At 69.3% G+C, this 22,086-nt stretch carries 28 protein-coding genes and 1 tRNA gene; 17 read left to right on the forward strand and 12 right to left on the reverse strand.

The window, feature by feature from the left end; all coding sequences use genetic code 11:
• Window positions 1-13 precede the first annotated feature (13 nt).
• The 4 genes from QE428_RS09230 to QE428_RS09245 are packed head-to-tail and all read right to left on the reverse strand — an operon-like array spanning window position 14 to window position 2,737.
• Window positions 14-247, reverse strand: a complete 234-nt coding sequence (locus QE428_RS09230) for a MoaD/ThiS family protein (protein ID WP_065571264.1) — start codon at window positions 245-247, stop codon at window positions 14-16.
• The gene (gene moaC, locus QE428_RS09235) at window positions 244-729 is read right to left on the reverse strand and encodes a cyclic pyranopterin monophosphate synthase MoaC (RefSeq protein WP_307468364.1); all 486 of its coding nucleotides are present in this window, start codon (window positions 727-729) and stop codon (window positions 244-246) included. The genes QE428_RS09230 and moaC overlap by 4 nt, the downstream gene beginning before the upstream one ends.
• Window positions 729-1,958, reverse strand: coding sequence for a gephyrin-like molybdotransferase Glp (gene glp, locus QE428_RS09240; RefSeq protein ID WP_307468366.1), 1,230 nt, complete (start codon window positions 1,956-1,958; stop codon window positions 729-731). The genes moaC and glp overlap by 1 nt, the downstream gene beginning before the upstream one ends.
• Window positions 1,955-2,737: a HesA/MoeB/ThiF family protein gene (locus QE428_RS09245; protein ID WP_307468367.1), complete on the reverse strand. Its 783-nt coding sequence runs from the start codon at window positions 2,735-2,737 to the stop codon at window positions 1,955-1,957. The genes glp and QE428_RS09245 overlap by 4 nt, the downstream gene beginning before the upstream one ends.
• A gap of 114 nt (window positions 2,738-2,851) precedes the next feature.
• Here QE428_RS09245 and QE428_RS09250 point away from each other — a divergent pair, with 114 nt between their 5' ends.
• From QE428_RS09250 to QE428_RS09265, 4 genes are read left to right on the forward strand one after another with little or no spacing between them, the layout of a single operon-like run.
• Window positions 2,852-3,244, forward strand: a complete 393-nt coding sequence (locus tag QE428_RS09250) for a molybdopterin-binding protein (protein ID WP_307468368.1) — start codon at window positions 2,852-2,854, stop codon at window positions 3,242-3,244.
• Window position 3,245: 1 nt separating this feature from the next.
• Window positions 3,246-4,001 carry a molybdate ABC transporter substrate-binding protein gene (gene modA / locus QE428_RS09255; RefSeq protein WP_307468370.1) on the forward strand — a complete coding sequence of 252 codons (756 nt, stop codon included), beginning with the start codon at window positions 3,246-3,248 and terminating at the stop codon, window positions 3,999-4,001.
• Window positions 3,998-4,780 (forward strand): molybdate ABC transporter permease subunit, encoded by a 783-nt coding sequence (modB, locus tag QE428_RS09260; RefSeq protein ID WP_307468373.1) that lies wholly within the window; start codon window positions 3,998-4,000, stop codon window positions 4,778-4,780. The genes modA and modB overlap by 4 nt, the downstream gene beginning before the upstream one ends.
• Window positions 4,777-5,817 carry an ABC transporter ATP-binding protein gene (locus QE428_RS09265; RefSeq protein ID WP_307468376.1) on the forward strand — a complete coding sequence of 347 codons (1,041 nt, stop codon included), beginning with the start codon at window positions 4,777-4,779 and terminating at the stop codon, window positions 5,815-5,817. Before modB ends, QE428_RS09265 begins: the two co-directional genes overlap by 4 nt.
• Before the next feature lie 9 nt (window positions 5,818-5,826).
• Here the strand turns inward: QE428_RS09265 and QE428_RS09270 are convergent, their stop codons facing one another.
• The gene (locus QE428_RS09270; protein WP_065571256.1) at window positions 5,827-6,615 is read right to left on the reverse strand and encodes an NAD(P)-dependent oxidoreductase; all 789 of its coding nucleotides are present in this window, start codon (window positions 6,613-6,615) and stop codon (window positions 5,827-5,829) included.
• A 68-nt stretch (window positions 6,616-6,683) separates the two neighbouring features.
• Between QE428_RS09270 and QE428_RS09275 the strand changes: the two genes are divergently transcribed.
• Window positions 6,684-7,160, forward strand: a complete 477-nt coding sequence (locus tag QE428_RS09275; protein ID WP_065571255.1) for an SRPBCC family protein — start codon at window positions 6,684-6,686, stop codon at window positions 7,158-7,160.
• Between the two features lie 36 nt (window positions 7,161-7,196).
• Window positions 7,197-7,535 carry a hypothetical protein gene (locus tag QE428_RS09280; protein WP_307468381.1) on the forward strand — a complete coding sequence of 113 codons (339 nt, stop codon included), beginning with the start codon at window positions 7,197-7,199 and terminating at the stop codon, window positions 7,533-7,535.
• Between the two features lie 65 nt (window positions 7,536-7,600).
• Here the strand turns inward: QE428_RS09280 and QE428_RS09285 are convergent, their stop codons facing one another.
• Entirely contained in the window at window positions 7,601-7,990 is a 390-nt protein-coding gene (locus tag QE428_RS09285) for a hypothetical protein (protein WP_307468384.1), read from the reverse strand.
• Window positions 7,991-8,128: 138 nt separating this feature from the next.
• Between QE428_RS09285 and moaA the strand changes: the two genes are divergently transcribed.
• Entirely contained in the window at window positions 8,129-9,214 is a 1,086-nt protein-coding gene (gene moaA, locus QE428_RS09290) for a GTP 3',8-cyclase MoaA (protein ID WP_307468388.1), read from the forward strand.
• Between the two features lie 28 nt (window positions 9,215-9,242).
• On the opposite strand, the gene QE428_RS09295 is transcribed toward moaA, so the two are convergent.
• Window positions 9,243-9,845 (reverse strand): hypothetical protein, encoded by a 603-nt coding sequence (locus tag QE428_RS09295; protein ID WP_065571251.1) that lies wholly within the window; start codon window positions 9,843-9,845, stop codon window positions 9,243-9,245.
• 154 nt (window positions 9,846-9,999) lie between these two features.
• Between QE428_RS09295 and QE428_RS09300 the strand changes: the two genes are divergently transcribed.
• The 4 genes from QE428_RS09300 (at window position 10,000) to QE428_RS09315 (ending at window position 14,181) form a co-directional block, all read left to right on the forward strand.
• Window positions 10,000-11,070 (forward strand): acyl-CoA dehydrogenase family protein, encoded by a 1,071-nt coding sequence (locus QE428_RS09300; RefSeq protein ID WP_307468393.1) that lies wholly within the window; start codon window positions 10,000-10,002, stop codon window positions 11,068-11,070.
• Window positions 11,064-12,416, forward strand: a complete 1,353-nt coding sequence (locus tag QE428_RS09305) for a bifunctional PIG-L family deacetylase/class I SAM-dependent methyltransferase (protein ID WP_307468396.1) — start codon at window positions 11,064-11,066, stop codon at window positions 12,414-12,416. Before QE428_RS09300 ends, QE428_RS09305 begins: the two co-directional genes overlap by 7 nt.
• Window positions 12,413-13,126 carry a glycosyltransferase family 2 protein gene (locus QE428_RS09310; RefSeq protein WP_307468398.1) on the forward strand — a complete coding sequence of 238 codons (714 nt, stop codon included), beginning with the start codon at window positions 12,413-12,415 and terminating at the stop codon, window positions 13,124-13,126. Before QE428_RS09305 ends, QE428_RS09310 begins: the two co-directional genes overlap by 4 nt.
• Window positions 13,127-13,233: 107 nt before the next feature.
• On the forward strand, window positions 13,234-14,181 hold the full coding sequence (locus QE428_RS09315; RefSeq protein ID WP_307468400.1) for a manganese catalase family protein: 948 nt from the start codon (window positions 13,234-13,236) through the stop codon (window positions 14,179-14,181).
• A gap of 62 nt (window positions 14,182-14,243) precedes the next feature.
• On the opposite strand, the gene QE428_RS09320 is transcribed toward QE428_RS09315, so the two are convergent.
• Window positions 14,244-15,032 carry a siderophore-interacting protein gene (locus tag QE428_RS09320; RefSeq protein ID WP_307468404.1) on the reverse strand — a complete coding sequence of 263 codons (789 nt, stop codon included), beginning with the start codon at window positions 15,030-15,032 and terminating at the stop codon, window positions 14,244-14,246.
• Window positions 15,033-15,141: 109 nt separating this feature from the next.
• On the opposite strand from QE428_RS09320, the gene QE428_RS09325 reads away from it, so the two are divergent.
• The 5 genes from QE428_RS09325 to QE428_RS09345 all read left to right on the forward strand — a co-directional run bounded on the left by QE428_RS09325 (window position 15,142) and on the right by QE428_RS09345 (window position 19,382).
• Window positions 15,142-16,128 carry a siderophore ABC transporter substrate-binding protein gene (locus tag QE428_RS09325; protein WP_307468407.1) on the forward strand — a complete coding sequence of 329 codons (987 nt, stop codon included), beginning with the start codon at window positions 15,142-15,144 and terminating at the stop codon, window positions 16,126-16,128.
• Window positions 16,125-17,117 carry an ABC transporter permease gene (locus QE428_RS09330; RefSeq protein ID WP_307468410.1) on the forward strand — a complete coding sequence of 331 codons (993 nt, stop codon included), beginning with the start codon at window positions 16,125-16,127 and terminating at the stop codon, window positions 17,115-17,117. Before QE428_RS09325 ends, QE428_RS09330 begins: the two co-directional genes overlap by 4 nt.
• Window positions 17,110-18,123: an iron chelate uptake ABC transporter family permease subunit gene (locus QE428_RS09335; RefSeq protein WP_307468413.1), complete on the forward strand. Its 1,014-nt coding sequence runs from the start codon at window positions 17,110-17,112 to the stop codon at window positions 18,121-18,123. Before QE428_RS09330 ends, QE428_RS09335 begins: the two co-directional genes overlap by 8 nt.
• Window positions 18,120-18,875: an ABC transporter ATP-binding protein gene (locus QE428_RS09340; protein WP_307468416.1), complete on the forward strand. Its 756-nt coding sequence runs from the start codon at window positions 18,120-18,122 to the stop codon at window positions 18,873-18,875. Before QE428_RS09335 ends, QE428_RS09340 begins: the two co-directional genes overlap by 4 nt.
• A gap of 108 nt (window positions 18,876-18,983) precedes the next feature.
• Window positions 18,984-19,382, forward strand: a complete 399-nt coding sequence (locus QE428_RS09345) for a nuclear transport factor 2 family protein (RefSeq protein ID WP_307468421.1) — start codon at window positions 18,984-18,986, stop codon at window positions 19,380-19,382.
• A 28-nt stretch (window positions 19,383-19,410) separates the two neighbouring features.
• Here QE428_RS09345 and QE428_RS09350 read toward each other — a convergent pair whose 3' ends face one another.
• The gene (locus QE428_RS09350) at window positions 19,411-19,998 is read right to left on the reverse strand and encodes a 1-acyl-sn-glycerol-3-phosphate acyltransferase (protein WP_307468424.1); all 588 of its coding nucleotides are present in this window, start codon (window positions 19,996-19,998) and stop codon (window positions 19,411-19,413) included.
• A 295-nt stretch (window positions 19,999-20,293) separates the two neighbouring features.
• On the opposite strand from QE428_RS09350, the gene QE428_RS09355 reads away from it, so the two are divergent.
• The gene (locus QE428_RS09355; RefSeq protein WP_307468426.1) at window positions 20,294-20,821 is read left to right on the forward strand and encodes a hypothetical protein; all 528 of its coding nucleotides are present in this window, start codon (window positions 20,294-20,296) and stop codon (window positions 20,819-20,821) included.
• Window positions 20,822-20,830: 9 nt separating this feature from the next.
• Here QE428_RS09355 and QE428_RS09360 read toward each other — a convergent pair.
• The 3 genes from QE428_RS09360 to QE428_RS09370 form a co-directional block, all read right to left on the reverse strand.
• Window positions 20,831-20,903 (reverse strand) — tRNA-Lys (locus QE428_RS09360).
• Between the two features lie 39 nt (window positions 20,904-20,942).
• On the reverse strand, window positions 20,943-21,119 hold the full coding sequence (locus QE428_RS09365) for a hypothetical protein (protein WP_307468429.1): 177 nt from the start codon (window positions 21,117-21,119) through the stop codon (window positions 20,943-20,945).
• Between the two features lie 120 nt (window positions 21,120-21,239).
• Complete coding sequence (locus QE428_RS09370) at window positions 21,240-21,908, reverse strand: fasciclin domain-containing protein (protein ID WP_307468432.1); 669 nt, start codon at window positions 21,906-21,908, stop codon at window positions 21,240-21,242.
• Window positions 21,909-22,086: the final 178 nt, after the last annotated feature.

Raw genomic sequence — 22,086 nt, forward strand, 5'->3', positions numbered from 1 at the left:
CTCGGCCGCTGCGTCAGCCGCCGGCGAAAGGCGGCAGGACGTCGATCAGGCGTGCGTCGTCGAGCCGAGTGTCGCCGTCGGTCCGCACGCCGTCGACGAGTACGGCGCAGTCGGGCAGCACGAACCACAGCTGGGGGTGCTCGTCGAGGATCGCGGTGCGGAGCTCGGCGAGGGTCGCCTCGGGGCGCTCCTCGCTCTCGGTCCCGGCAGCCTCGGCGGCGGCGGCGAAGTAGCGCACGAGCGTCATGACGGGTCCTCCTCGCCGGGCCGGACCCAGTCGCCCGACCGGCCGCCCGATTTCGCGACGATGCGGACGTTCTCGATCACCACAGCGCGGTCGAGGCCCTTGATCATGTCGACGACGGCGAGGGCGGTGACGGACACCGCGGTGATCGCCTCCATCTCGACACCGGTGCGGTCGGCAGTGCCGACGGTCGCCTCGATCTCGACGCCGTCGTCGACGATGTCGAGTTCGACGGATGCCCGGTGCACACCGATGACGTGGGCGAGGGGCAGGAGCGTCGCCGTCGACTTCGCCGCCTGGATGCCGGCGATGCGTGCGACGGCCAGCACGTCGCCCTTCGGGGCGGTGCCGTCGCGGAGGGCGGCGACGACGTCGGCGCTGCACCGCACGAACCCGCGCGCGGTGGCCGTGCGGACCGTCGGGGCCTTCGCCGTGACGTCGACCATGTGCGCGCGGCCGGCCGAATCGAGGTGGGGGAAGCTCATCAGACCAGCATGACATCCACGGCGTCGCCCACGGCGACGCTCGCGACGTCGGCGGGGATGATCGCGAAAGCGGATGCCTGTGCCAGCCCGCCGGCCAGGTGCGAGCCCGAGCCTCCCGCGGTCGCGGGGCGCACGGTCCCCGCCGCGAGGTCGACCACGGCCGGCAGGTACTGTCGCCGTCCGGGCGGGGTGGTCCACGACTCCGCCGCGGCCATGGTCATGTGGGCGCGCTGGATGACCGACCGTCCCTGCAGCGCCAAGAGGGCGGGGCGCACGAACACCTCGAACGACACGGCGACGCTGACCGGGTTGCCGGGAAGGCCGAAGACGAGGCATCCGTCTCCCACCGTCCCGAAGGCCTGCGGCTTGCCGGGCTGCATCGAGACTTTGGCGAACTCGACCTCGCCATGCCCGTCGAAGGCGGCCCGCACGGGTTCGTAGGCCCCGGCGCTGACGCCGCCGGTGAAGATGATGACGTCGGCCCCTGCGGCCCGCGCGTCGGCGGTGGCCTGCGCGACGGCGTCGCCATCGTCCGCGACGCGGGCGACCATCACGACCTCGGCATCGGCCCCGGGGACGAGCTGCGCGAGGAGCGGTCCGTTCGAATCGGGGATGAGTCCGCGGCGCACGGGCTCGCCCGGTCCCGTCAGCTCGCTGCCGGTCGAGACGATCGCGACCCGCGGCGGGCGGACCACTGTCACCTCGTCGATGCCGGCGGCGACGGCAGCGGCGACCTGGAACGGTCCCATCCGCTCGCCGGCGGCGATCACGACGTCGCCGGCGCGCAGGTCGGCGCCGCGACGACGGATGAACGCACCCGGTGCGGGAGCCTCGAGCACCTCGACGACCTCGAGCGAGTCGGCGAGTCCGCCGGTGGTGTTCTCGAACGGCACGATCGCGTCTGCATCGGTGGGCGTGGGTGATCCCGTCATGATGCGGGCCGCCTCACCCGCGGAGAGCGCGGGGTCGTCCGACACCCCGGCGGGAAGATCCGCGACGACCCGCAGCGAGACGGGATGCCCCGGCCCGGCCGACGCCACGTCCACAGCGCGCACAGCGAAGCCGTCCATCGCGGAGTTGTCGAAGGGCGGGATGTCGTGAGTGGCCACCGCGGGTGCGGCGAGGGTGCGGCCCGAGGACAGCCCCACAGGGACGACCTCGGTGGGCAGTGTGCGGACGGCGGCCAGGACGCGCGCGAGGTGTTCCTCGACGCTGCGGATCCCGCTCATGCGCTCGCCGCCGCAGCCGTTGCGGCCGACCGCAGCGGGATCTCGTGCTGGCGGCTCGAGAGCGCGTCGAGGACGAGCATGCGGCCGAGCAGCGGCGTGCCGACGCCGATCGCGAGCTTCACGACCTCGGTGGCGAGGATGCCGCCGACCTGCACGCACAGGGCGCCGAGCACCCCGACCTGCGCACAGGTGGGCGGGTCGCCCTCGGTGCCGACCGCGAAGAGATCGTTCAGGACGACCGGGTCGCCCTCGGACGGCCGCGACCAGAACACGGTGACCTGCGCGTGCCACTCGCGGACCGCTCCCCAGACGAGAGGGAGGCCGAGCGCCTCCGTGGCGGCCGCGACGGCACGACGCGTCGCGAAAGAGTCGCTCGTGTCGATCACGATGTCGGCATCGGCGAAGAAGTCCTGCGCGTTGTCGTCGTCGAGGCGGGCCGTGACCGGGGTGACCACGGTGACCGGAGACAGTGCCGCAACCGCGCGCACGGCGCTCTCGGTCTTATGCACGCCGATGTCTTCGATGCGGTGCGCGATCTGGCGCTGCAGATTGTGGAGCTCGACGGTGTCGTCGTCGATCACGGTGATCGCCCCGACGCCCGCCGCGGCCAGGGCGAGGATCGCAGGGGACCCGATGCCGCCCACGCCGACGACGGCGACGCGCGTGTTCGCGAGGCGCCGTTGCCCTTCGTCGCCGATGCCCCTGAGCACCGTGTGGCGCGCGGTCCGCCGGCGCTCGTCGGGATCCAACTCGGGCACGGGATCGACCAGGGGGCGCATGTCCCGAGTTTACGGCGATGTGGATGCCGCGGGATCGGATCCGCGCCCGGCTCGAAATCCGCGGATGCGGCTCTGAATCGCCTCCACAACCCGCGCATGCGGCATGATCGACGCATGACGACGTACCGTGTGGCGCGAGCCGCTCGTCTTCTCGGTGTGAGCGACGACTCGGTGCGTCGCTGGATCGACCAGGGTCTGCTGCCGGTGACCGATGCCGTACCCGCCGAGATCCCCGGCGAGGCGCTCGCCGCCTTCGCGGTCTCGGTGGCGAACGACCCGGGTGACGGACACGAGCACCGTTCCAGCGCGCGCAACACCTTCGTCGGGATCGTGACGCGCGTGCAGGTCGACGGCGTCATGGCGCAGGTCGACATCCAGTCCGGTCCCCATCGCGTCGTCTCGCTCCTGTCCGCCGAGGCGGTGCGCGAGCTGCAGCTCGACGTCGGCACCCTCGCGCGGGCCTCGGTCAAGGCGACGAACGTCGTCGTCGAGCTGGCGGGGGAGTGAGATGCGTCGTGCCCTGCTCCGGCCGCTCGCCCTCAGCGCGCTCGCGCTTCTCCTCACCGGGTGCGCGGCGCCCGTACCGTCGCCCTCCGGCGACCAGCTCGGCGGTTCGCTGACGGTCTATGCCGCGGCATCCCTCAAGGGCTCATTCGACGAGATCGCTGAGGCGTTCACGGCGAAGCATCCGGAGGTGGAGATCAGCCCGGTCTACGACGGATCGTCGACGCTGGCGACACAGATCGCCGAGGGGGCCCCGGCGGACGTGTTCGCGTCGGCCGACGAGGCCACGATGGCGAAGGTGTCGCCGTTCGCGCTCGACCCCGCGGTGTTCGCCTCTAACACGCTGGTGATCACGGTGCCGGCGGGCAACCCGAAGAAGGTCGAGACGCTGGCCGACCTCGCGGATCTCGTCACGGTGCTGTGCGCTCCCGAAGCGCCGTGCGGCGCGGCATCCGCGAGGCTGCTCTCCGCAGCGGGTGTGACCGTCGACGCCGCGAGCCTCGAGCAGAACGTCACGGCGGTGCTGACCAAGGTCGCAGCGGGCGAAGCCGATGCGGGCCTCGTGTACACGACCGATGTCGTCGGGCGCAGCGACGTCGCGTCGATCGCGCCCGAGGGGGCCGATGAGGTCGTCAACCGTTATCCGATCGCGGCACTGAAGGATGCCGCGAATCCTGACGCGGCCGCGGCGTTCATCGCCTTCGTGCGGTCCGGGGCCGGGCAGAAGATCCTCGCGCGACACGGCTTCGGGGCGCCGTGAGCTCCGCACGGGGATACGTCCCGCGAAGCCTCGCGTTCCCTGCGCTTGTCGGTCTCGCCTTCCTGATCCTGCCGTTGCTGGCCCTCATCGCGCGGGTGGAGTGGTCGACCTTCGTCGTCGACGTGACGTCGCCCGCGGCTCTGGAGGCCCTCGGGCTGTCGTTCGGTACCGGAGCGGCAGCGACCGTGGCGTGCGTCGTGATCGGTGTGCCGCTGGCGCTCCTGATCGCGCGGTCGGGTCCGCGGTTGGCGGCAATGCTGCGCGCGGCGGTGACCGTTCCGCTCGTGCTGCCGCCGATGGTCGGCGGGATCGCCCTGCTGTACCTGTTCGGTCGTCAGGGGTGGCTCGGCGGATGGGGGCTGTCGTTCACCACACCGGCGGTCGTCGTGGCGCAGACGTTCGTGGCGCTGCCGTTCCTCGTGCTCGCCGTCGAGGGCGCGGTGCGGTCGACCGGAGTGGACTTCGAGCGGACGGCCGCCGCCCTGGGCGCGGGGCGCTGGACGATCCTGCGGCGCATCACCCTGCCGCTCGCGGCACCCGGCATCGTCGCCGGTGTCGTGCTGTGCTTCGCCCGCGCGATCGGCGAGTTCGGTGCGACGGCCCTGTTCGCCGGCAATCGGCCCGGCGTGACACAGACGATGCCGCTCGCGATCTACACCGCGTTCAACGGCGCAGGCGTGACGCAGGGGACCGCGGTCGCCCTCGCCCTGCTGCTTCTCGCGACCGCGGTCATCGTCCTCATGCTGGTGCGCGGGTGGCGACCCGGGGCGGCGCGATGAGCGGGCTGCAGGCGCACGTCGTCGTCGCCCGGCCGCGGTTCCGCGTGGACGTCGCGATCGACGCGGGCGCGGGAGAGACCGTCGCGGTCATGGGTCCGAGCGGGGCGGGCAAGTCGACGCTGCTGGACGCGCTTGCCGGGCTCGCGCCGCTGAACGGCGGCGAGGTCGTCGTGGCCGGGAAGACCGTGGAGCGTGCGACCGCGCCCCGGGTGCACACGCCGCCGATGCATCGCGGAGTCGTCCTGCTCGGCCAGGACCCTCGTCTGTTCCCGCATCTGAGCGCGCGTGAGAATGTCGCCTTCGGGCCGCGCGCCGGCGGAACGCCCGCCCCGCAGGCGCGCGCCGACGCCGACGAGTGGCTCGACCGGGTCGGCCTGGGAGGGCTGGGATCTCGGATGCCGCGCGAGCTGTCGGGGGGAGAGCAGCAGCGCGTCGCGATCGCGCGGGCGCTGGCGGCCTCGCCCCGGGTGGTGTTGCTCGACGAGCCTCTGGTCGCGCTCGACCCCGTAACGGCATCCGAGATCCGGGGGATGCTGCGGGATCAACTCGCCGGGGTGACGACGGTCGCCGTGACGCACGATGCCGGCGATGCGATCGCGCTGGCGGAGCGGCTGTTCGTCCTGGAGGCGGGTGCCGTGGTGCAGAGCGGTCCGGTGCGGCGGGTGCTGGGCGCTCCGGCATCCGCCTTCGTCGCATCGGTTGCCGACATGAACCGGATGCCGGGAGTCTCGGCCCGCGGCGGGTGGACGGATGCCGCGGGCCGGGTGCTGACGGGGGCGGAGGCCGCACCCGCCGCGCGTGAGGGCGTCGCGCTCGCCGCCGTGTTCCGGCCGGGCGACGTGCGGATCGTAGGTGGGGCAGGGTCGAACGCGTGGGCTGCGACTGTCGTCCGTGTGGAGCCGACGGTGGCGGGGATGCGGGTGCACACCTCGGCTGGGATGGTCGACGTGTCAGACGCGACTGTGTCGTGGTCGCCTGGAGAGTCGGTCTGGCTGCAGGTCGACCCGTCGCGGGTGCGGTTCGTGCCGCTGTCGTGAGTAGGGGCGTCAGTCGCGCATCCGGTCGAGCGAGTACGACGGCGTCGCGAACGGCCCACCCTGCGGCTCAACGGTGGCGCCGGGGAGGTTCCACTCCGCGGCGTCGTCCGTGGGCCGGAAACCGACGAGCTCCCCGGCCGCCCGATCCCACCAGACTTCCGAGTTCGCCGATACCGCGTAGAAGACGGCGTAATGCTCGTCGGTCGTCATCGCGGCGGTGAACGCGGCGATCGCGTCTCGATGGCTGAGCCAGGTTGCACGCTCGCGGGGGGTTCGGGGTTCCTCTTCGTAGCTCCCGATCCTGAGCGCGATCGTGCTGAGGTCGAACTTGTCGGAGTAGAGGCGGCACAGTGCCTCGGCCGCCACCTTCGACACACCGTAGAAGCCGTCGGGTCGCGGGGGCATGTCCGGGTCGACGAGTGCGTCCGTGGGATACATTCCGGTGACCCGGTTGCTACTCGCGTAGACGACCCGGCGGACGCCTGACCGACGAGCGGCTTCGAGCACGTGATACGTGCCGACGACGTTCACCTGCGCGAGGTCGTGGAGGTCGGCTTCATCGGACAACCCGCCCAGATGGATCACGCCGTCGGCGTCCTCGAACATCGCCGTGAGCGCGGCGAGGTCGGCCAGGTCGGCGACGGTGACGCGATCGCCGGTCCGGTCGACGGGCTCCACGTCTCTGACGTCGGTCGAGACGAGCTCGACGCCTGCGGCCCGGAGCTCTCGGCGGAGGGCGACTCCGATGGTGCCGGCAGCGCCGGTGACGACCCATCGAGACCCCGCGAGTGTGTTCACGCGCTCATCCTGGCAGGGGGTGACGACGTCGGTCCCGGCATGCCCGTCGAACCTGCAACGATGAGTCCATGCGCGTCATCGAGTCCCGTTGCGTCGTGCCGGTCCCGGTGGAGGTCGCCTTCGCGGTGTCGCAAACCACGGGCGAGACCCGCAAGCGCTGGGATCCGTTCATCCGCCGTCAGTACTTCGTCGACGGCGCGACCGCCCCGGGGAAGGGCGTCCGCACGTTCACCGTGCAGCGCTTCGGCTTCCGGATGGAGAGCGAGTACGTCTCCTACAACCCGCCGTCGAACGTCGGGATGAAGATGACGAAGGGCTCCTGGTTCTTCGAGCGTCTCGCCGGCGGGTGGAAGTTCACGCCGGTGGCCGAAGAGCCCGGCAGCACGCTCGCCGTCTGGCGGTACAACTTCGCATGCCGCCCCGCCTGGCTCGCTCCGCTCGCCGAACGGATCGGCGCGTTCGTGCTGCAGCTCGACATGGACCGGCGCATCCGAGGCTTCGCGAGGGGGTGCGAGGACCCGGTCGTCCTCGCAGCAGCGCGCTGAGCTTCCGTGCAGCGCTCGGTCCGTAAGGATGGGGTCATGCGCATCATCGGGAGCCTCTTCCTCGCTCTCGCCGCCACCATCGTCGGGCTCCTCGGCGTTCTCATGCTCGGTCTGGCGGGCGTCCACTGGGACGGCGGTCTCGTCGTCGCGCAGCTGTCCGATTCGGATGACACAGAACGTGCGTTGGGGATAGCGATGGGTGTGGGCGGCCTCCTGGGCTGGGTCGGCCTCTCGTGCGCCGCGGCGTATGCAGGTCTGGGCGGGCAGCGTCCGTCGCGCGCGAGTCGCATCGCGGTCTGGACGATTCTCGGACTCGGCGTTGCGATCATCGCGAGTGCGACGACCTTCGTTCTCTTCTTCAGCATCCGGCCCTGACGGCTGGAGCGGCGGTGAGACGTCGGGAGCTGTTACGAAGCTGTTCGTGGCGATGAGGCGCGCGGCTACTTGCGGGTGACCCAGACGTTGTCGGAGATCATGTCTCGGACCTCCCCGCTGCGGTAGCTCAGGTCGGCGGCGACACTGGCGCTGTCGCTGATCGGGATGGACACGTAGTCCCTCTCGCACTCGGTGGTCTGCCAGACGTCGTCGAGGGTGAGCGACAGGCACAAGGAGTCTCCGTCATCCGCCGCGCGCGCGAGGTAGACGTCGTAAGCGTCGGCCTTGCGGACGTAGCGCAGTGTCGCGACGTCGAGCTTTCCTTCCGCTCCGGTGACGACGGAGTCTGGTCGGTCCGCGGCGGTCTGCTCTCGGCCGAACTCCGCCGGCGAGCAGGCGGTCAGGAGAAGTGCAGTCGCCGCGAGGAGTGGCAGCGCGGTGCGGCGGAGGCTCATGTGCCGAAAACTAGCGTGCGATCTGGCACTGAGCCGGGGATTGGTGCCGACTTCACAGCCCGCGACTGCCCTCCTCGCCCCGGCGGCAGGTGGCGGCGATTAGGCTCGGACAATGGGATGCCACAGGGGGAGAGAGCGGTGACGGCCGTTCCGATCTCGCTGGGTCGCGCCGCGCCGCAGATCCCGCCGGGCGCCGTCCCGGATCCCGCCGTCGGCCTCGTCGACACCCACGGGCGAGTCCACCGCGATCTCCGGATCTCGCTGACCGACCGCTGTTCCTTGCGCTGCACCTACTGCATGCCAGAGCAGGGCAACGAGTGGCTCGCGCGCACGAGCATCCTGACGACTGACGAGATCGTCGAGATCGCGGAGATGGCCGCGAGCCTCGGCATCCGCACCTTCCGGCTCACCGGCGGCGAGCCTCTGCTCCGCACCGACATCGTCGACGTGGTGCGCCGCGTCGCCGCGATCTCGGGACCCGACGGTCCGGTCGAGGTCGCGATGACGACCAACGGCATCCGTCTCGCCGAGGTGCTTCCCGACCTGATCGATGCGGGTCTGACGCGGCTGAACATCAGCATCGACACGATCGACCGCGAGCGGTTCGCCGCGCTCACGCGTCGTGACCGGCTCGACGACGTGCTCGAGGGAATCGCGGCAGCCGCGGCATCCGACCTGAAGCCTTTGAAGCTGAACGCCGTCGCGATGCGCGGCGTGAACGACGACCAGCTCGCGGACCTCGTGGCGTTCGCGATGGAGGTCGGGGCCCAGCTGCGTTTCATCGAGCAGATGCCGCTGGATTCCGGGCACACCTGGGACCGCAGCGCGATGGTGACGCGCGAGGAGATCCTCGAGGCGTTGTCGGAGCGATGGACGCTCGAGCCGGTCCCCGGCCGCGGCGGTGCTCCCGCCGAGAAGTGGCGGATCGACGGCGGCCCGCACGAGGTCGGCGTCATCGCGTCGGTGACGGCACCCTTCTGCGGAGCGTGCGATCGCCTGCGCCTGACCGCCGACGGTCAGTTCCGCAACTGCCTCTTCTCGCTGACGGAGTACGACGTCACGAGCGCTGTGCGCGGGATGCCGGTGGCCGCCGCGCCCGACGACCGTCGCCGTGTCATCGCCGAGACGCTTCACGCGTGCGTGCTCGGCAAGTTGCCGGGTCACGCGATCAACGACCCGTCGTTCCTGCAACCCGCGCGAGGGATGAACGCCATCGGAGGCTGAGCGCTGGCGGACCGGCGTACGGGGTGACCTACTGGTCGAGGTTCTTGCGCATGTCCTGGAACGAGCCAGAGTCGAGCACTTCGCCCGTCGAGTCGTCAACGAAGTCGACGGTCACGTCGATGTCGTCGGCGGAGATTCCCTGGAACTGCTGTAAGAGCGCGCCCTGCATGTAGAAGCCGAGCACGAGGAATCCTTCCATCGCGCTGTACTTCGCGGGATCGACCGACACCGTGAAGGACGTCATCTCATCGTCGAAGTCGACGGCGGTGACCGAGTTTGCGTCGTCGGCGACGAGATCATCGGCGGATTCCCGCGCTGAAGACCGCATGCCGGCGAGCATCTCGTCGCGTTGAGACTTCGTCATCGTGTAGACGACCGTGTCGCCCTCGACGACCGCGGAGAGGCCGTTCTCCTTCGCGCTCGCGATGATTTCATCGTCGGACAGCGCGCCTTCCGGGTCGAGCATCGACTTCGCCACGCGGACGTCGACCGTCGTCAGTTTTTCGTCGACCTCGACCGCGGCGGGCGTGGCGGGTGGACTGGCTGTCGCCTCACCGTCGACAGCCGCGCAACCCGCCAGTAGAAGTGCTCCAGCGGCAGTGAACGAGATGAGCGCGTGACGAATCTTCATTTTCCCCCCAGTGATCGCCGGATCCCCGGCCTGGGTGAGCCTAACGGCTGCAGCGGACATGGCTGTCGCGGAATCGGACGGCGTCCCGTACCTGACACGTCGCCGGAACCGCAAGGCTCTGCCTCACAGCTCGCTCCGCGCGCACACTGCGGGGGTGACCCGCCTGCGAGAACACTCGTCCGACCTCCACCTCAGCGCTGGCCCGTTCGGTGATGCGGCCGCAGGGTCGCTCGACGAGGCTGACCGGGTCGACGCGCTCGGGACAGACGTTGCAGCCACGCTCGCCTGGGCGGTGGGCGTAGGCGCCGCGCGCGGAAAGCAGCCCTCGCTCGCCGACGACTGGTCGTTCCTTGCTGCGGTCGCGAGCCGGGATGTCGGTGCGGCACGCATCCTCGAACCCCACCTCGACGCGCTCGACATCCTCGACCAAGCACATCGCGACGGATACGACCTCGACCTCGCCTCCGTCCAGGCCGACTCAGAATCCTCGTGGGGGGTGTTCGCCGCCGAGGGCGCCGGGACTCGGCTGGAGGCACACGACGACGGTTCCGGGTGGCGGGTGACGGGGACGAAGCCGTGGTGCTCGCTGGCGCAGCACCTGACCCACGCGCTCGTCACCGCGTGGGTCGGCGATGAGCGTCGCCTGTTGGCCGTGGCCCTGCAGGCCCCCGAGGTGACAGCTCGCACGGGACCCTGGCACGCGCGAGGGCTCCCGCAGGTCGTGAGCGCGCCCGTGGACTTCGCCTCGGCTCTCGCCGTGCCGGTCGGTGGACCGGGGTGGTACCTGCGTCGCCCCGGCTTCGCCGCCGGCGGCGTCGGAGTGGCGGCGTGCTGGTGGGGCGGCGCCCTGCCGGTCCGCGACGCGCTCGTTCAGGCTGCGCGGCGCGACGGCGCCGATCAGCTGTCGCGCGTCCACCTGGGGAGGGTGGATGCCGCGCTGTGGACCGCGAGGTTGGCACTGCGATCGGCCGCGCACCAGACGGAAGGGCTGCCGGCGGCATCCCACCCCGCCACCCTTGCCGCGCGCGTCCGGGCGATCGTCGCCGACGCGGTCGAGACGACGCTCGTCGAATCCGCTCGCGCTCTGGGGCCGTTGCCCCTCGTGGCCGACGAGGCGCACGCCCGCCGGGTGGCCGATCTCGAGATCTATCTGCGTCAGCACCACGGCGAACGCGACCTGGCTCGCATCGGCGCCGACATCGCGGAAGGGCGCGGCTCATGGTGAGCTTCAGTCACCGTGATCCGGGCACGGACGAAGCGGTGTGGCGCGAGGGGTTCGCCGGCCGGACGCTGCCGGCGGTGGACGAGACCTTCGAGCACCTCATCGTCGTCGCGGCGCACCCCGATGACGAGACGCTCGGTGCCGCCGGGCTGATGGCACGCACGGTTCGTCGCGGTGCGAAAGTCACGGTCCTCATCGCGACCGACGGCGAGGGCTCTCATCCGGACTCGCCCTCGCACGCGCCGGCGCAACTCGCCGCGGTGCGACGGCGGGAAGTCGCGGACGCGCTCGATCAACTGAGCACGGCGATCGACGTCGAATTCCTCGGGCTACCGGACGGCGGCACGGACGACCACCGCGGCGCGATCGAGTCCGCGCTTCGTGCGCTGCTGCAAGGGGAGAGCGCCTGCTTCGTCGTAGCGCCGTGGGCAGGCGACGGCCACCGCGATCACCGAGTCGCGGCCGAGGTGACCGCCGAGGTGTGCTCGGCTCTCGACATCCCGTGGCGGGAGTACCCGATCTGGCTCTGGCACTGGGGGTCGCCGGACGACGCGCCCTGGAATGACCTCGAGATCGTCGCGCTCGATGAGGCCACGGTGGGGCTCAAGCACGCCGCCACGCAACACCACCGCAGTCAGATCGCCCCGCTCTCAGCGGCACCGGGCGACGAGGTGATGCTCCACGAGGGGATGCAGGCGCACTTCGACCGGCCGTTCGAGGTCTTCATCCGCCCCGCCGGGCGCAGTCTGGCGGAGACATTCTTCGAGGACTTCTACCGCCGCAACGGCGACGACCCGTGGGGTTTCGAGACCCGCTGGTACGAGGAGCGCAAACGCAGCATCGCCCTGGCGAGCCTGCCTCGTGCGCGGTATTCGTCCGCCCTCGAGCTCGGGTGCTCCACCGGTGTTCTCACCGAGTCGCTCGCCGACCGGTGCGACGCGGTGCTCGCGATCGACATCGCGGACGCTCCCCTCGAGATCGCACGTCGTCGCCTCGGCGATCGAGAGGGTGTGCGTCTCGAACGCCTCGCACTGCCGGGGGAGTGGCCCGCCGACACGTTCGACCTCGTCGTCCTGTCGGAGGTCGGCTATTACTGGGATGCCGCAGACCTGACCACCGCCATCGACCGAATCCGACGAGCAATGGATGCCGGTGGCCACCTCATCGCCTGCCATTGGCGGCATCCCGTCACGGAATATCCGCAGTCCGGCGACGACGTGCACGCGGCGCTGCGTGCGGCCGCGGGGTTCGTCCGCCTGGTGCTGCACGAAGAGGAGGACTTCGTCCTCGAGGTCTACGGACTCGACGGCGCCCGGTCGGTCGCCGCAGAGACAAGGCTCGTGCCGTGACGCCCGGCAGCCCCGCGGTGGCGATCGTCGTCCCCGTGCACGACGAAGCCGAGCTCCTCGACGACTGTCTCGCGGCGCTCACCGCGGCCATCGAGCACACCCGTGAAACCCATCCCGGAGTGCGGATCTCGACGGTCGTCGTCCTCGATGCGTGCACGGATGCCTCGGCCCGGATCGCGCTGTCGTGGCCGGTTCGCACGATCGAGATCGCCGCGCGAAACGTGGGGACGGCTCGACGCCTCGGCGTAGCGGCGGCCGTCGCGGAGCTGCGATCGCCCCCGGCTGACGTGTGGATCAGCACGACGGATGGAGACTCGACCGTCCCGGTCACCTGGCTCAGTCATCAGCTCGACCTGCGCGCCGCGGGAGCAGATGTGGTCCTCGGCACCGTCCGTCCGGATTTCGCGGACCTCACCGCCGAGCACGCGGAGCACTGGCTGGCGACGCATCCGCGAGGCCGTCCGGCGGGCAATACGCACGGAGCGAACCTCGGTGTGCGTGCCGTCGTGTACGTCGCGGCGGGGGAGTTCCCTGATCTCGACGAGCACGAGGACGTCGCGCTCGTTCATGCCGCACGGTCGCTCGGCGCACGCGTAGTCGCGACGGACGAGAACGAAGTGGTCACGTCCGGCCGCTTCTGGGGACGGACGCCGGGAGGGTATGCCGCCTTCGTCCGCGCGACCCACGAACGCATCGCCGGGGTCGGCTGAATCGACTCACGGGCCGGAAGGTAGCGGGTGTCCTCTACGTCGGCAAGGGGCGCGGCGGGGCGCGGAGACAGGTGGATCGTCGGCATCCCCAACCCCCCGGAGGAACCATGTACTTCCACGTTCAAGAGTTCATCAACGAGATCGCACAGGACGAGCCGGATCCCGCCGCAGCGAATGCGCTGCAGGAGGGTCTCGGCGGACAGTTCGGCGAGATGCGCACGATGATGCAATACCTGTTCCAGAGCATCAACTTCCGCGGACCCTCGGGCAGGCCCTACAAGGACCTCATCCAGGGCATCGGCACCGAGGAGATCAGCCACGTCGAGCTCATCGGCACAACGATCTCGCGTCTGCTTGATGGCTCGCCCGGGTACAAAGGCAAGCCGACCGATCCCGTCGACGAGCCGGGTGCCGGCGGTGCGACGCCGCTGAGCATCGCCGTCGATCACAGCAACATCCATCACTACCTCGTCGGCGCGCAGGGTGCGCTGCCGGTGGATGCCGCGGGTAACCCGTGGATGGGCAGCTACGTCTACAACTCGGGCAACCTCGTGCTCGACCTGCTCTACAACCTCATGCTCGAGTCGACGGGCCGGCTGCAGAAGTGCCGGCTTTACGAGATGACCGACAACAAGATGGCGCGCAGCACGATCTCGTACCTCATCGTGCGAGACCAGGCACACGAGAACGCCTACGCCAAGGCTCTCGAGACCCTCGGAGTGAACTGGCGTACGTCGCTCCCGATCCCGAAGACCAACGCCGAGCAGTTCCCCGAGGTCAAGCGTCTCGTCGACCTGGGGCTGCAGAGCAAGCAGTATTCGTTCGACCTGGGCAATCAGTCCGAGGCCGGTCGGATCTTCCAGGGGGCGTCGCCGTCGAACGACGGAACGCAGCTGGATGCCAGTGAGCAGGCACCCGCGGGTTCGCCCATGACCATCTCGCCGGAGCGGCCCGAGGAGTTCTCTCCGGGAGCCGACAAGGAGCTGCGAGCGCTCATCGAAGCGACGGCTGCCATGGAGATGGCCGAGATCGACGCGACGTTCGGCCGCATGTAACGCTTCGCGGCGTGCGGTCGGCGCCCGGGCAGTGAGCAAGCTACCCGGGCATCGATCTCACGTCAGTGCGGTGCGTGATACTCGGCTTCGCCGGCCTTCCAGTAGCCCTTCACGACGACCTGATCGGATGCCGCGCCCCACCGCTCGAGCAGCAGGCGCCGCCCCGCTTTGACGACACCCTGCTCGGCTGCGACGAACCCGAAGACGTCGCCGGCCGGGTGTTCGCTCTCCGAGAGGTCGTCGAGCGCAGCCGCCAGGGCCGTCCCCGGCAATGCGTCGCCCCGGTGGGCGAATGCGACGGTCACGCCGGTCGGAGCCGCGACGGCGAGCTCGTGCGCGGCATCGGTGACCTCGATCAGGACGCGGCCGGTGGCATCCTCATCCATGAGCGCCGCGAAGCGCCGGATCGCCGGAACGGCGGTCTCGTCACCCGCGAGGAACCAGGAGTCCGGGCGGCCGGCGATCACCATCGACCCGCGCGGACCGCCGACGCCGATCACCGAACCGAGCAGGGCCGTCGCCGCCCACGGCGCCGCGACACCGTCGTCGCCGTGCACCGCGAACTCCACCTCGAGCCAGCCCGCATCGGCATCCCACGCCAGCGGCGTGTACTCGCGGCTCGGTGACTGGCGCATGACCTCGAGGTCGTCGGTGTCCCCGGCGGGGAAGAAGAGTCGCATGTGATCATCGCTGCCGAGCGACGTGAAGCCTCGCAGATCGTCGCCCTCGAGTCGGACGCGCACGTACGTCGACGTCTCCCACGTCCGGGCGGCGAGCGTCGCCCGCCGGAAGGTCAGGTCGAGCGGCTGCCGCTCGAGGCGGAAAGAGGAGGCGGATTTGACGGAGCTCACATAGGTAAGGCTAGCCTAAGACGCACCGGCGATCGCCCGGCATCCCCTTCCGAACGGACGCCCCAGCGCGCTCATACGCGCCCGCGCTTCCGACGACAGGAGCAGTCACATGCGCAGCATCCGTCCCCTCACCGCCACCCCGCTCGTCGCACTCGCGGCCGTCATCCTCGCCGGGTGCGCGAGCCCGACGACAGAAGCCGAACCCGCCGCAGAGGCGGAGGCGACGACCGTCACGGTGGAGGACAACCACGGTGAGCAGACCGTCACGACGCCGCCGAAGCGCGTCGTGGCGACCGACAACCGCACCATCGCGATGCTCGACTCCTGGGGTGTCGAGGTCGTCGGCGCGCCGCTCGACATCTTCCCCGCCGGGCTGTCGTTCAAGGACGACCCGAACGTCGCCAACCTCGGCAACCACCGCGAGCCCGACCTTGAAGCCGTCGTCGCCGCCGACCCCGACCTCATCGTCAACGGCCAGCGCTTCTCGACGTACTACGGCGACTTCCAGACCCTCGTGCCGGACGCCACCATCGTCGAGCTCGACCCGCGCGACGGCGAGCCGCTGGATGCCGAGCTGAAGCGCCAGGTCACCGCGCTCGGCGAGATCTTCGGAAAGCAGGACGAAGCGGCGACCCTCGTCGCCGACTTCGACGCCGCCATCGATCGCGTGAAGGCCGCGTACGACACGAGCGAGACGGCAATGGGTCTCATCACATCGGGCGGCGAGATCAACTACGCCGCGCCTACGACCGGTCGCACCCTCGGCCCGGTGTACGACATCCTCGGGCTGACCCCGGCGCTCGACTCCGAGGGCTCGACCGACCACCAGGGCGATGACATCTCGGTCGAGGCGGTCGCATCGTCGAACCCCGACTGGATCCTCGTGATGGATCGGGATGCCGCGGTCAGCGTCAACACCGACGAGGCGTACACGCCCGCCAATGACCTGATCAGCAACTCCGAGGCTCTGAAGAACGTGACCGCGGTGACCGAGGGCAACGTGGTCTACATGCCGCAGGGCACCTACCTGAACGAGGGCATCGAGACGTACACGCAGTTCTTCAACGATCTGGCCGACGCGCTCGAAGGTCGATGACCGACGCCCTGACGGCGCCCGCGGTGAGCCGACGCTCCCGCGGGCGCCTGCTCACCTGGCCCCTCGTCGGCGGCATCGCCGTCGTCGGGGGGCTGGTGGTCCTGTCGCTCTTCGTCGGCGTCTACGACGTGATCGGCGCTGCCGACGGCGCGGAGATGTTCGCGATCACCCGCATCCCGCGCACGGTGGGACTCGTGCTCGCCGGCGCGGCGCTGGCGATGTGCGGCCTGGTCATGCAGCAGCTGACGCAGAACCGGTTCGTCGAACCGACCACGACCGGCACGACCGAGTGGGCGGGGCTCGGTCTGCTGCTCGTCATGCTGGTCTTCCCCGACGCACCGCTCATGGTCCGGATGATCGGTGCGGTCGGCATGGCGTTCGTCGGCACGATGCTGTTCTTCCTCTTCCTTCGTCGCGTCATGCTGACGTCGTCGATCATCGTCCCGATCGTGGGGATGATGCTCGGCGCCGTCGTCGGCGCGGTGTCGACCTTCATCGCGCTGTCGACAAATCTTCTGCAGAGCATGGCGGCCTGGTTCACCGGCTCGTTCACCTCTGTCCTGCGCGGGCAGTACGAGCCGCTCTGGATCGTCCTGCTCGTCGTCATCGCCGTGTTCATCACGGCGGACCGCTTCACGATCGCCGGTCTCGGGCGCGATGTCGCGACGAACGTCGGCGTCGACTACTCGCGCGTCGTCCTCATCGGCACCGTGCTCATCGCCCTCGCCGCCGGTGTCGTCACCGTCGTCGTCGGCAACCTGCCGTTCCTCGGACTCATCGTCCCCAACGTCGTGTCGCTGATCCGGGGCGACGACCTGCGTTCGAACCTGCCCTGGGTGGCGCTCGGCGGCATCGCGCTCGTCACCGTGTGCGACATCCTCGCCCGCGTCGTGAACGCGCCCTTCGAGGTGCCCGTCTCGCTCATCCTCGCCATGGTGGGAGCCGTCGTCTTCATCGCCCTTCTCCTCCGGCAGCGTCGTCGTGGCTGACACCGTCGCGCTGTCGGGCGCCTTCCCCACCGCGATCCGGGCCCGTCGCTACGCGCTCACCGTCGCGGTGATTATCGTCCTCGCCGTCGTGGTGGCCGTCGGCATCCTCGCCTGGGATAACCCCGCGCCCGCAGGCAGCGCCGGCTTCTGGCGGATCGCTCAGCTGAGGGTCACGAGCGTCGTCGTCATCGCGATCGTCGCCGTCTGTCAGGGGATCGCGACCATCACCTTTCAGACCGTGACCGGCAACCGCATCGTCACGCCGTCGATCATGGGCTTCGAGTCGCTCTACACGGCGATATCGACTGCGGCGATCTTCTTCTTCGGGGCGGCCGGCGCGCTGCTCGTTCAGGGGACGGGGCCCTACCTCCTGCAGATCCTCGCGATGCTCGCGTTCTCGGGTGTTCTCTACGGCTGGCTGCTTTCGGGCCGCTACGCGAACGTGCAGATCATGCTGCTGGTCGGCATCATCCTGGGCGGTGCGTTGGCGGCTTTCTCGACCTTCCTGCAACGGATGCTGACGCCCACCGAGTTCGACCTGCTCACCGCGCGGCTCATCGGCAGCGTCGCGAACGCCGACGGTACGAACCTGCCGATCGCCATCCCGCTCGTCTTGGTCGCAGCAGCGCTGCTGGTGTGGGGCGGCGGCCGTCTCAACGTGCTCGGTCTGGGACGCGAGGTCGCCCTGAGTCTCGGGTCGTCGCAGCGACGCGACTCGATCCTGGCCCTGCTGCTGGTCTCGATCCTCATGGCCGTGTCGACGTCGCTGATCGGGCCGATGACCTTCTTCGGCTTCCTCGTCGCGATGCTCACGTACCAGCTGGCCGACACGTTCGACCATCGCCGGATGTTCGCGCTCGCCGCGCTCGTCGGTTTCGTCGTGCTCGGTGGTGCGTACGTCGTGCTCAAGCACGTCTTCTACGCCGCCGGATCGGTCGGCGTCATCGTCGAGATCGTCGGCGGCACGCTCTTCCTCATCCACCTGCTCCGAAAGGGCCGCCTGTGATCTCTCTCACCGCCGTCGAGAAGCGCTACACCACCGAGGTCGCGATCGGCCCGGTGACCCTCGACCTGCCCGCGGGCGGCATCACCGCGCTCATCGGGCCGAACGGCGCCGGCAAGTCGACGCTGCTGACGATGATCGGTCGTCTGCTGCCCGCCGACGCCGGGTCGATCTCGGTCGGGGGACACGACGTCGTGGCGGTGAAGTCGCGCGAGCTCGCGAAGGTCGTCGCGATCCTTCGACAGGAGAACCATTTCGTCACTCGTCTGACGGTGCGACAGCTGGTCGGGTTCGGGAGGTATCCGCACTCGCGGGGACGGCTCACGGTCGACGACGAGCGAGTCATTGACCGTGCGATCGACTTCCTCGGCCTGGACGGGCTCGAGGGTCGCTATCTCGACGAGCTGTCGGGCGGGCAGCGTCAGCGGGCGTATGTCGCGATGGTGCTCGCACAGGACACCGAGTACGTGCTGCTCGACGAGCCGCTCAACAATCTCGACATCCAGCACGCCGTGCAGATGATGAGCCACCTGCAGCGCGCGGCGCGCGAGCTGGGTCGCACGATCGTCGTCGTGCTGCACGACATCAACTTCGCCGGCCACTACGCGGATCGGGTGTGCGCCATGAAGGACGGGCGCGTTGCTGCGTTCGGGACGCCTGACGAGATCATTCGCGGGGATGTCTTGACGGGGATCTTCGATACGCCGGTCGATGTGGTCGACGGTCCGCGGGGGCGGCTGGCGGTGTACTACTGATGGGGTCGGTCTGACCTCGCGGGCGATGGGGTGGGGCGTTCGTTAGCTGATAGTCGTGGCGCGACGACGCACCTTGCGCTCGCCGCAGGCGTCAGCGAGCCTGAGGCCATGTGGGATCGCGAGGCAGCGGCGGTAGCCGCCAACGACTGGATCGGCCGATACGTCCGTGCGTGGGGCACCAATGACCCAGACGACATCCGGTCTCTGTTCACGACAGACGCGGAGTACCGCGACGGCCCCTCGACCGAGCCATGGATCGGCCACGACGCCATCCTCGCGGGGTGGCTCGGTCAGAAGGATGAGCCCGACACGTGGTCATTCGAGCATGAGCTCACGGCGGTCGACGGCGACATCGCGATCATCCGCGGCCGGACCAGCTACCCGGGCGCAACGACGAAGAGTCGGCTGTACGACAACCTCATGGTCATTCGCTTGACGGATGACGGCCGCGCGAGGTCGTTCACCGATTGGTATGTGACATCGGCTGCAGCGGAGACGGAGGAGTAGGACCTCTTGTCGCCGGATTCAGCTGCGGCTAAGCCGAAGCTGCCGGCCGAGGATCGCCCTCCTCGCGCAAGCGAGGCTCGACGCGTCGAGCAGGACGCAGGCCCGCCTTGTCGGCGTAGAACGCGCGGATGGCATCCATGTCCGCGCCGACGTCGCCGGTGAGTGCGAGAGTGGGTCCCAGTCCGGTCGTCATGGTCGTGCGATCTACGTACCCGAGCGTGACGGCAAGGCCGGCCTCGCGGGCGATGCGGTAGAAGCCCGATTTCCAGTGGTCGACGCCGCCGCGGGTGCCCTCCGGTGTCACCACGAGGCCGAAGACCTCGCCGTCACGGATGCGGCGGACGAGGGCGTCGACCACCCCGGCGGGGTTCGCTCTGTCGACCGGGATGCCGCCGATGGAGCGCATCAGCGGGCCTCGCCAGCCGCGAAAGAGACTTTCTTTGCCCAGCCAGCGGAACCGCATCCTCAGGCGCCAGGCGATTGCCAGCATGAGCACGAAGTCCCAGTTGGAGGTGTGCGGCGCCCCGAGGACGACGGTGGGTCGGGTCGGCGCGGGCTCGGTTGCGAGCGTCCATCTGCTGAACGTCCAATAGACCCGGGCGACGAGGCGGAGCATTCCGCAACCGTAACGTTCCCGCGCTGTCGCCGGGTCGAGGAGGCGCCGGGGCGACTCCCAGGTTGCCGCCGTATAATAGGGATCGATAGGCGGACTTCTCATTCGTCTCGCCCCGGCTGTGTGGTAACAGTCGGGGCTTTTTTCATACTCAGGCAGACCGCCGCTACGAGCGCAGGCAGTTGACCGTCAGTCAGTCGACCGCTCGTCGGACTCCTTCAGTCGCTTGAGCTTCGATCTCGGTCTCCGCTTTCACAGCACCTTCGGCCGATCCTGCCTCGCGGGTAACGTGGCGCCCATGAGCCGACGCTCGATGTGGACTACCGCTGTGACACTCGCCGTGTCGATGGTGCTCACGGGGTGTGTCTCCACGACCGATCTGAGCGATGACGCGACGACGACTCCACCGCCGGCGATGCCTTCTCCCACGGTGTCCGCCCCCAGCCCTCCCGCGACGGTCGACGGCGACTATGCCGTGCCCGGCGTCGCTGACGACGAGCTCTCGCGGATCACATTCGTCGCCGAGGGGGCCGACGGCGTTTCCGAAGGCGAGGCGACCGTCTCGGGTGTGGTGGAGGCCGGGGAGCGGTACGTGATCGACTTCGACTGCAGTCCGTCGACTGCCCGGGTGACGCTCGAATGGGCCCCGGCTCCCGCCGAAGGCGAGGAACCGGCCAACCCCGTCGGGTCGACGTCCGTCACCCAGGATTGCGGTGCGCCCGGCCGGATCGAGGGGGTCGCATTCGACGCAGACACCCTCGTGCAGCTCAAGATATTCGCGGACGAATTGAACGCGGGCTGGGCCGTGCTCCGCCCCGGCGGCTGACAACAGAGGTGGGCCCCGTGGGGCTCGAACCCACGACCCGCGGATTAAAAGTCCGATGCTCTACCGACTGAGCTAGAGGCCCTCAGCGACCCAGCCTAATGGGCGAGGGCGGAAGCATCCGTCACTTCGTGCTCTTCTGCGAGCTGAAGATGATGCCGAACATGATCCCGAATGAGAGGCCGAAGGCGGCGCCGAGGCCGATGTTGTCGAGGAAGAGCATTCCGGCGATCGTGCCGCCGATCATTCCGAACGCGATCCACAGTCCGAACGACATCTCCTGCTTGTTGTTCTTCGCCATGCTTCGACGCTACGCAGGGTCCATGGCCTCGGCATCCCCCGGAAGGCGGAGACACAAAAGGAGGCGGCGCCGCCGAAGCCCGCAGAGCTTCGACGACGCCGCCGGTCAGGAGACCGTGAATTACATCGGGGGCATCAGCACCGAGTCGATGAGGTACACGGTTGCGTTCGCGGTCTCAACGCCACCGCAGATGACCTTGGCGTCGTTGACCATCAGCTCGTCGCCCGAACCGGTGACCTCGAGGTCCTGGCCCTCGACGGTCTTGTGGGTGCCGTCGATGTCGGCCGGAGCGATCTCGCCCGGGACCACGTGGTACGTGAGGATCTTGGTCAGGGCGGCCGAGTCGGTCTTCAGACCCTCGATGGTCTCGGCGGGGATCTTGGCGAACGCGTCGTCAACGGGAGCGAAGACGGTGAACTTGTCGCCGTTCAGGGTGTCGACGAGGTTGACGTCGGGGTTCAGCTGGCCGCTGACAGCAGCGGTGAGCGTCTTGAGAAGCGGGTTGTTCGAGGCCGCGGTCGCAACCGGGTCCTTCGACATGCCCTCGACCGAGCCGGCACCGTCCGGAACAGCTGCGGCGTAGTCAGCGCAGCCGGGGCCGACGAGGTTCGACGCGGTGTCCATGCCGCCGTCGGTGGCTTCGGGCGACTCCATCGGAGCCTGCGAGGACGGGGCCTCGCTCGAGCCGCTGCCGCTGTCCATCGAGTTGGACGAACATCCGGCGAGTGCGAAGGCACCGACCAGCGTCAGAGAGAGTGCTGCGGTCATCTTCTTCTTCGTGCTGAACATGATTTCCTCCATGTGTTGGGACCGCCCTCTGCGGCGGCGATGACAGGTCTTCGGAACCGCTAGGCAAACGGATTGCACATCTGTCGAGATTTTTTTGGATCCGCGGTTTCGCGGGGCTTGCGCGGGTCACGAATCGCTCTCGATCCGCTCTGCTCACCAGGGATTCCCGCCCTGCCAT

Source organism: Microbacterium sp. SORGH_AS_0505 (assembly GCF_030818715.1).
In the GTDB taxonomy this organism is placed as follows: Bacteria; Actinomycetota; Actinomycetes; order Actinomycetales; family Microbacteriaceae; genus Microbacterium.

What these genes read in the sequence shown, in the direction of transcription:
- QE428_RS09230 (WP_065571264.1), bottom strand. Translation starts at nt 247, where the DNA reads ATGACGCTCGTGCGCTACTTCGCCGCCGCCGCCGAGGCTGCCGGGACC.
- moaC (WP_307468364.1), bottom strand. Translation starts at nt 729, where the DNA reads ATGAGCTTCCCCCACCTCGATTCGGCCGGCCGCGCGCACATGGTCGAC.
- glp (WP_307468366.1), bottom strand. Translation starts at nt 1,958, where the DNA reads ATGAGCGGGATCCGCAGCGTCGAGGAACACCTCGCGCGCGTCCTGGCC.
- QE428_RS09245 (WP_307468367.1), bottom strand. Translation starts at nt 2,737, where the DNA reads ATGCGCCCCCTGGTCGATCCCGTGCCCGAGTTGGATCCCGACGAGCGC.
- QE428_RS09250 (WP_307468368.1), top strand. Translation starts at nt 2,852, where the DNA reads ATGACGACGTACCGTGTGGCGCGAGCCGCTCGTCTTCTCGGTGTGAGC.
- modA (WP_307468370.1), top strand. Translation starts at nt 3,246, where the DNA reads ATGCGTCGTGCCCTGCTCCGGCCGCTCGCCCTCAGCGCGCTCGCGCTT.
- QE428_RS09265 (WP_307468376.1), top strand. Translation starts at nt 4,777, where the DNA reads ATGAGCGGGCTGCAGGCGCACGTCGTCGTCGCCCGGCCGCGGTTCCGC.
- QE428_RS09275 (WP_065571255.1), top strand. Translation starts at nt 6,684, where the DNA reads ATGCGCGTCATCGAGTCCCGTTGCGTCGTGCCGGTCCCGGTGGAGGTC.
- QE428_RS09280 (WP_307468381.1), top strand. Translation starts at nt 7,197, where the DNA reads ATGCGCATCATCGGGAGCCTCTTCCTCGCTCTCGCCGCCACCATCGTC.
- QE428_RS09285 (WP_307468384.1), bottom strand. Translation starts at nt 7,990, where the DNA reads ATGAGCCTCCGCCGCACCGCGCTGCCACTCCTCGCGGCGACTGCACTT.
- QE428_RS09295 (WP_065571251.1), bottom strand. Translation starts at nt 9,845, where the DNA reads ATGAAGATTCGTCACGCGCTCATCTCGTTCACTGCCGCTGGAGCACTT.
- QE428_RS09305 (WP_307468396.1), top strand. Translation starts at nt 11,064, where the DNA reads ATGGTGAGCTTCAGTCACCGTGATCCGGGCACGGACGAAGCGGTGTGG.
- QE428_RS09315 (WP_307468400.1), top strand. Translation starts at nt 13,234, where the DNA reads ATGTACTTCCACGTTCAAGAGTTCATCAACGAGATCGCACAGGACGAG.
- QE428_RS09325 (WP_307468407.1), top strand. Translation starts at nt 15,142, where the DNA reads ATGCGCAGCATCCGTCCCCTCACCGCCACCCCGCTCGTCGCACTCGCG.
- QE428_RS09330 (WP_307468410.1), top strand. Translation starts at nt 16,125, where the DNA reads ATGACCGACGCCCTGACGGCGCCCGCGGTGAGCCGACGCTCCCGCGGG.
- QE428_RS09345 (WP_307468421.1), top strand. Translation starts at nt 18,984, where the DNA reads ATGTGGGATCGCGAGGCAGCGGCGGTAGCCGCCAACGACTGGATCGGC.
- QE428_RS09350 (WP_307468424.1), bottom strand. Translation starts at nt 19,998, where the DNA reads ATGCTCCGCCTCGTCGCCCGGGTCTATTGGACGTTCAGCAGATGGACG.
- QE428_RS09355 (WP_307468426.1), top strand. Translation starts at nt 20,294, where the DNA reads ATGAGCCGACGCTCGATGTGGACTACCGCTGTGACACTCGCCGTGTCG.
- QE428_RS09365 (WP_307468429.1), bottom strand. Translation starts at nt 21,119, where the DNA reads ATGGCGAAGAACAACAAGCAGGAGATGTCGTTCGGACTGTGGATCGCG.
- QE428_RS09370 (WP_307468432.1), bottom strand. Translation starts at nt 21,908, where the DNA reads ATGTTCAGCACGAAGAAGAAGATGACCGCAGCACTCTCTCTGACGCTG.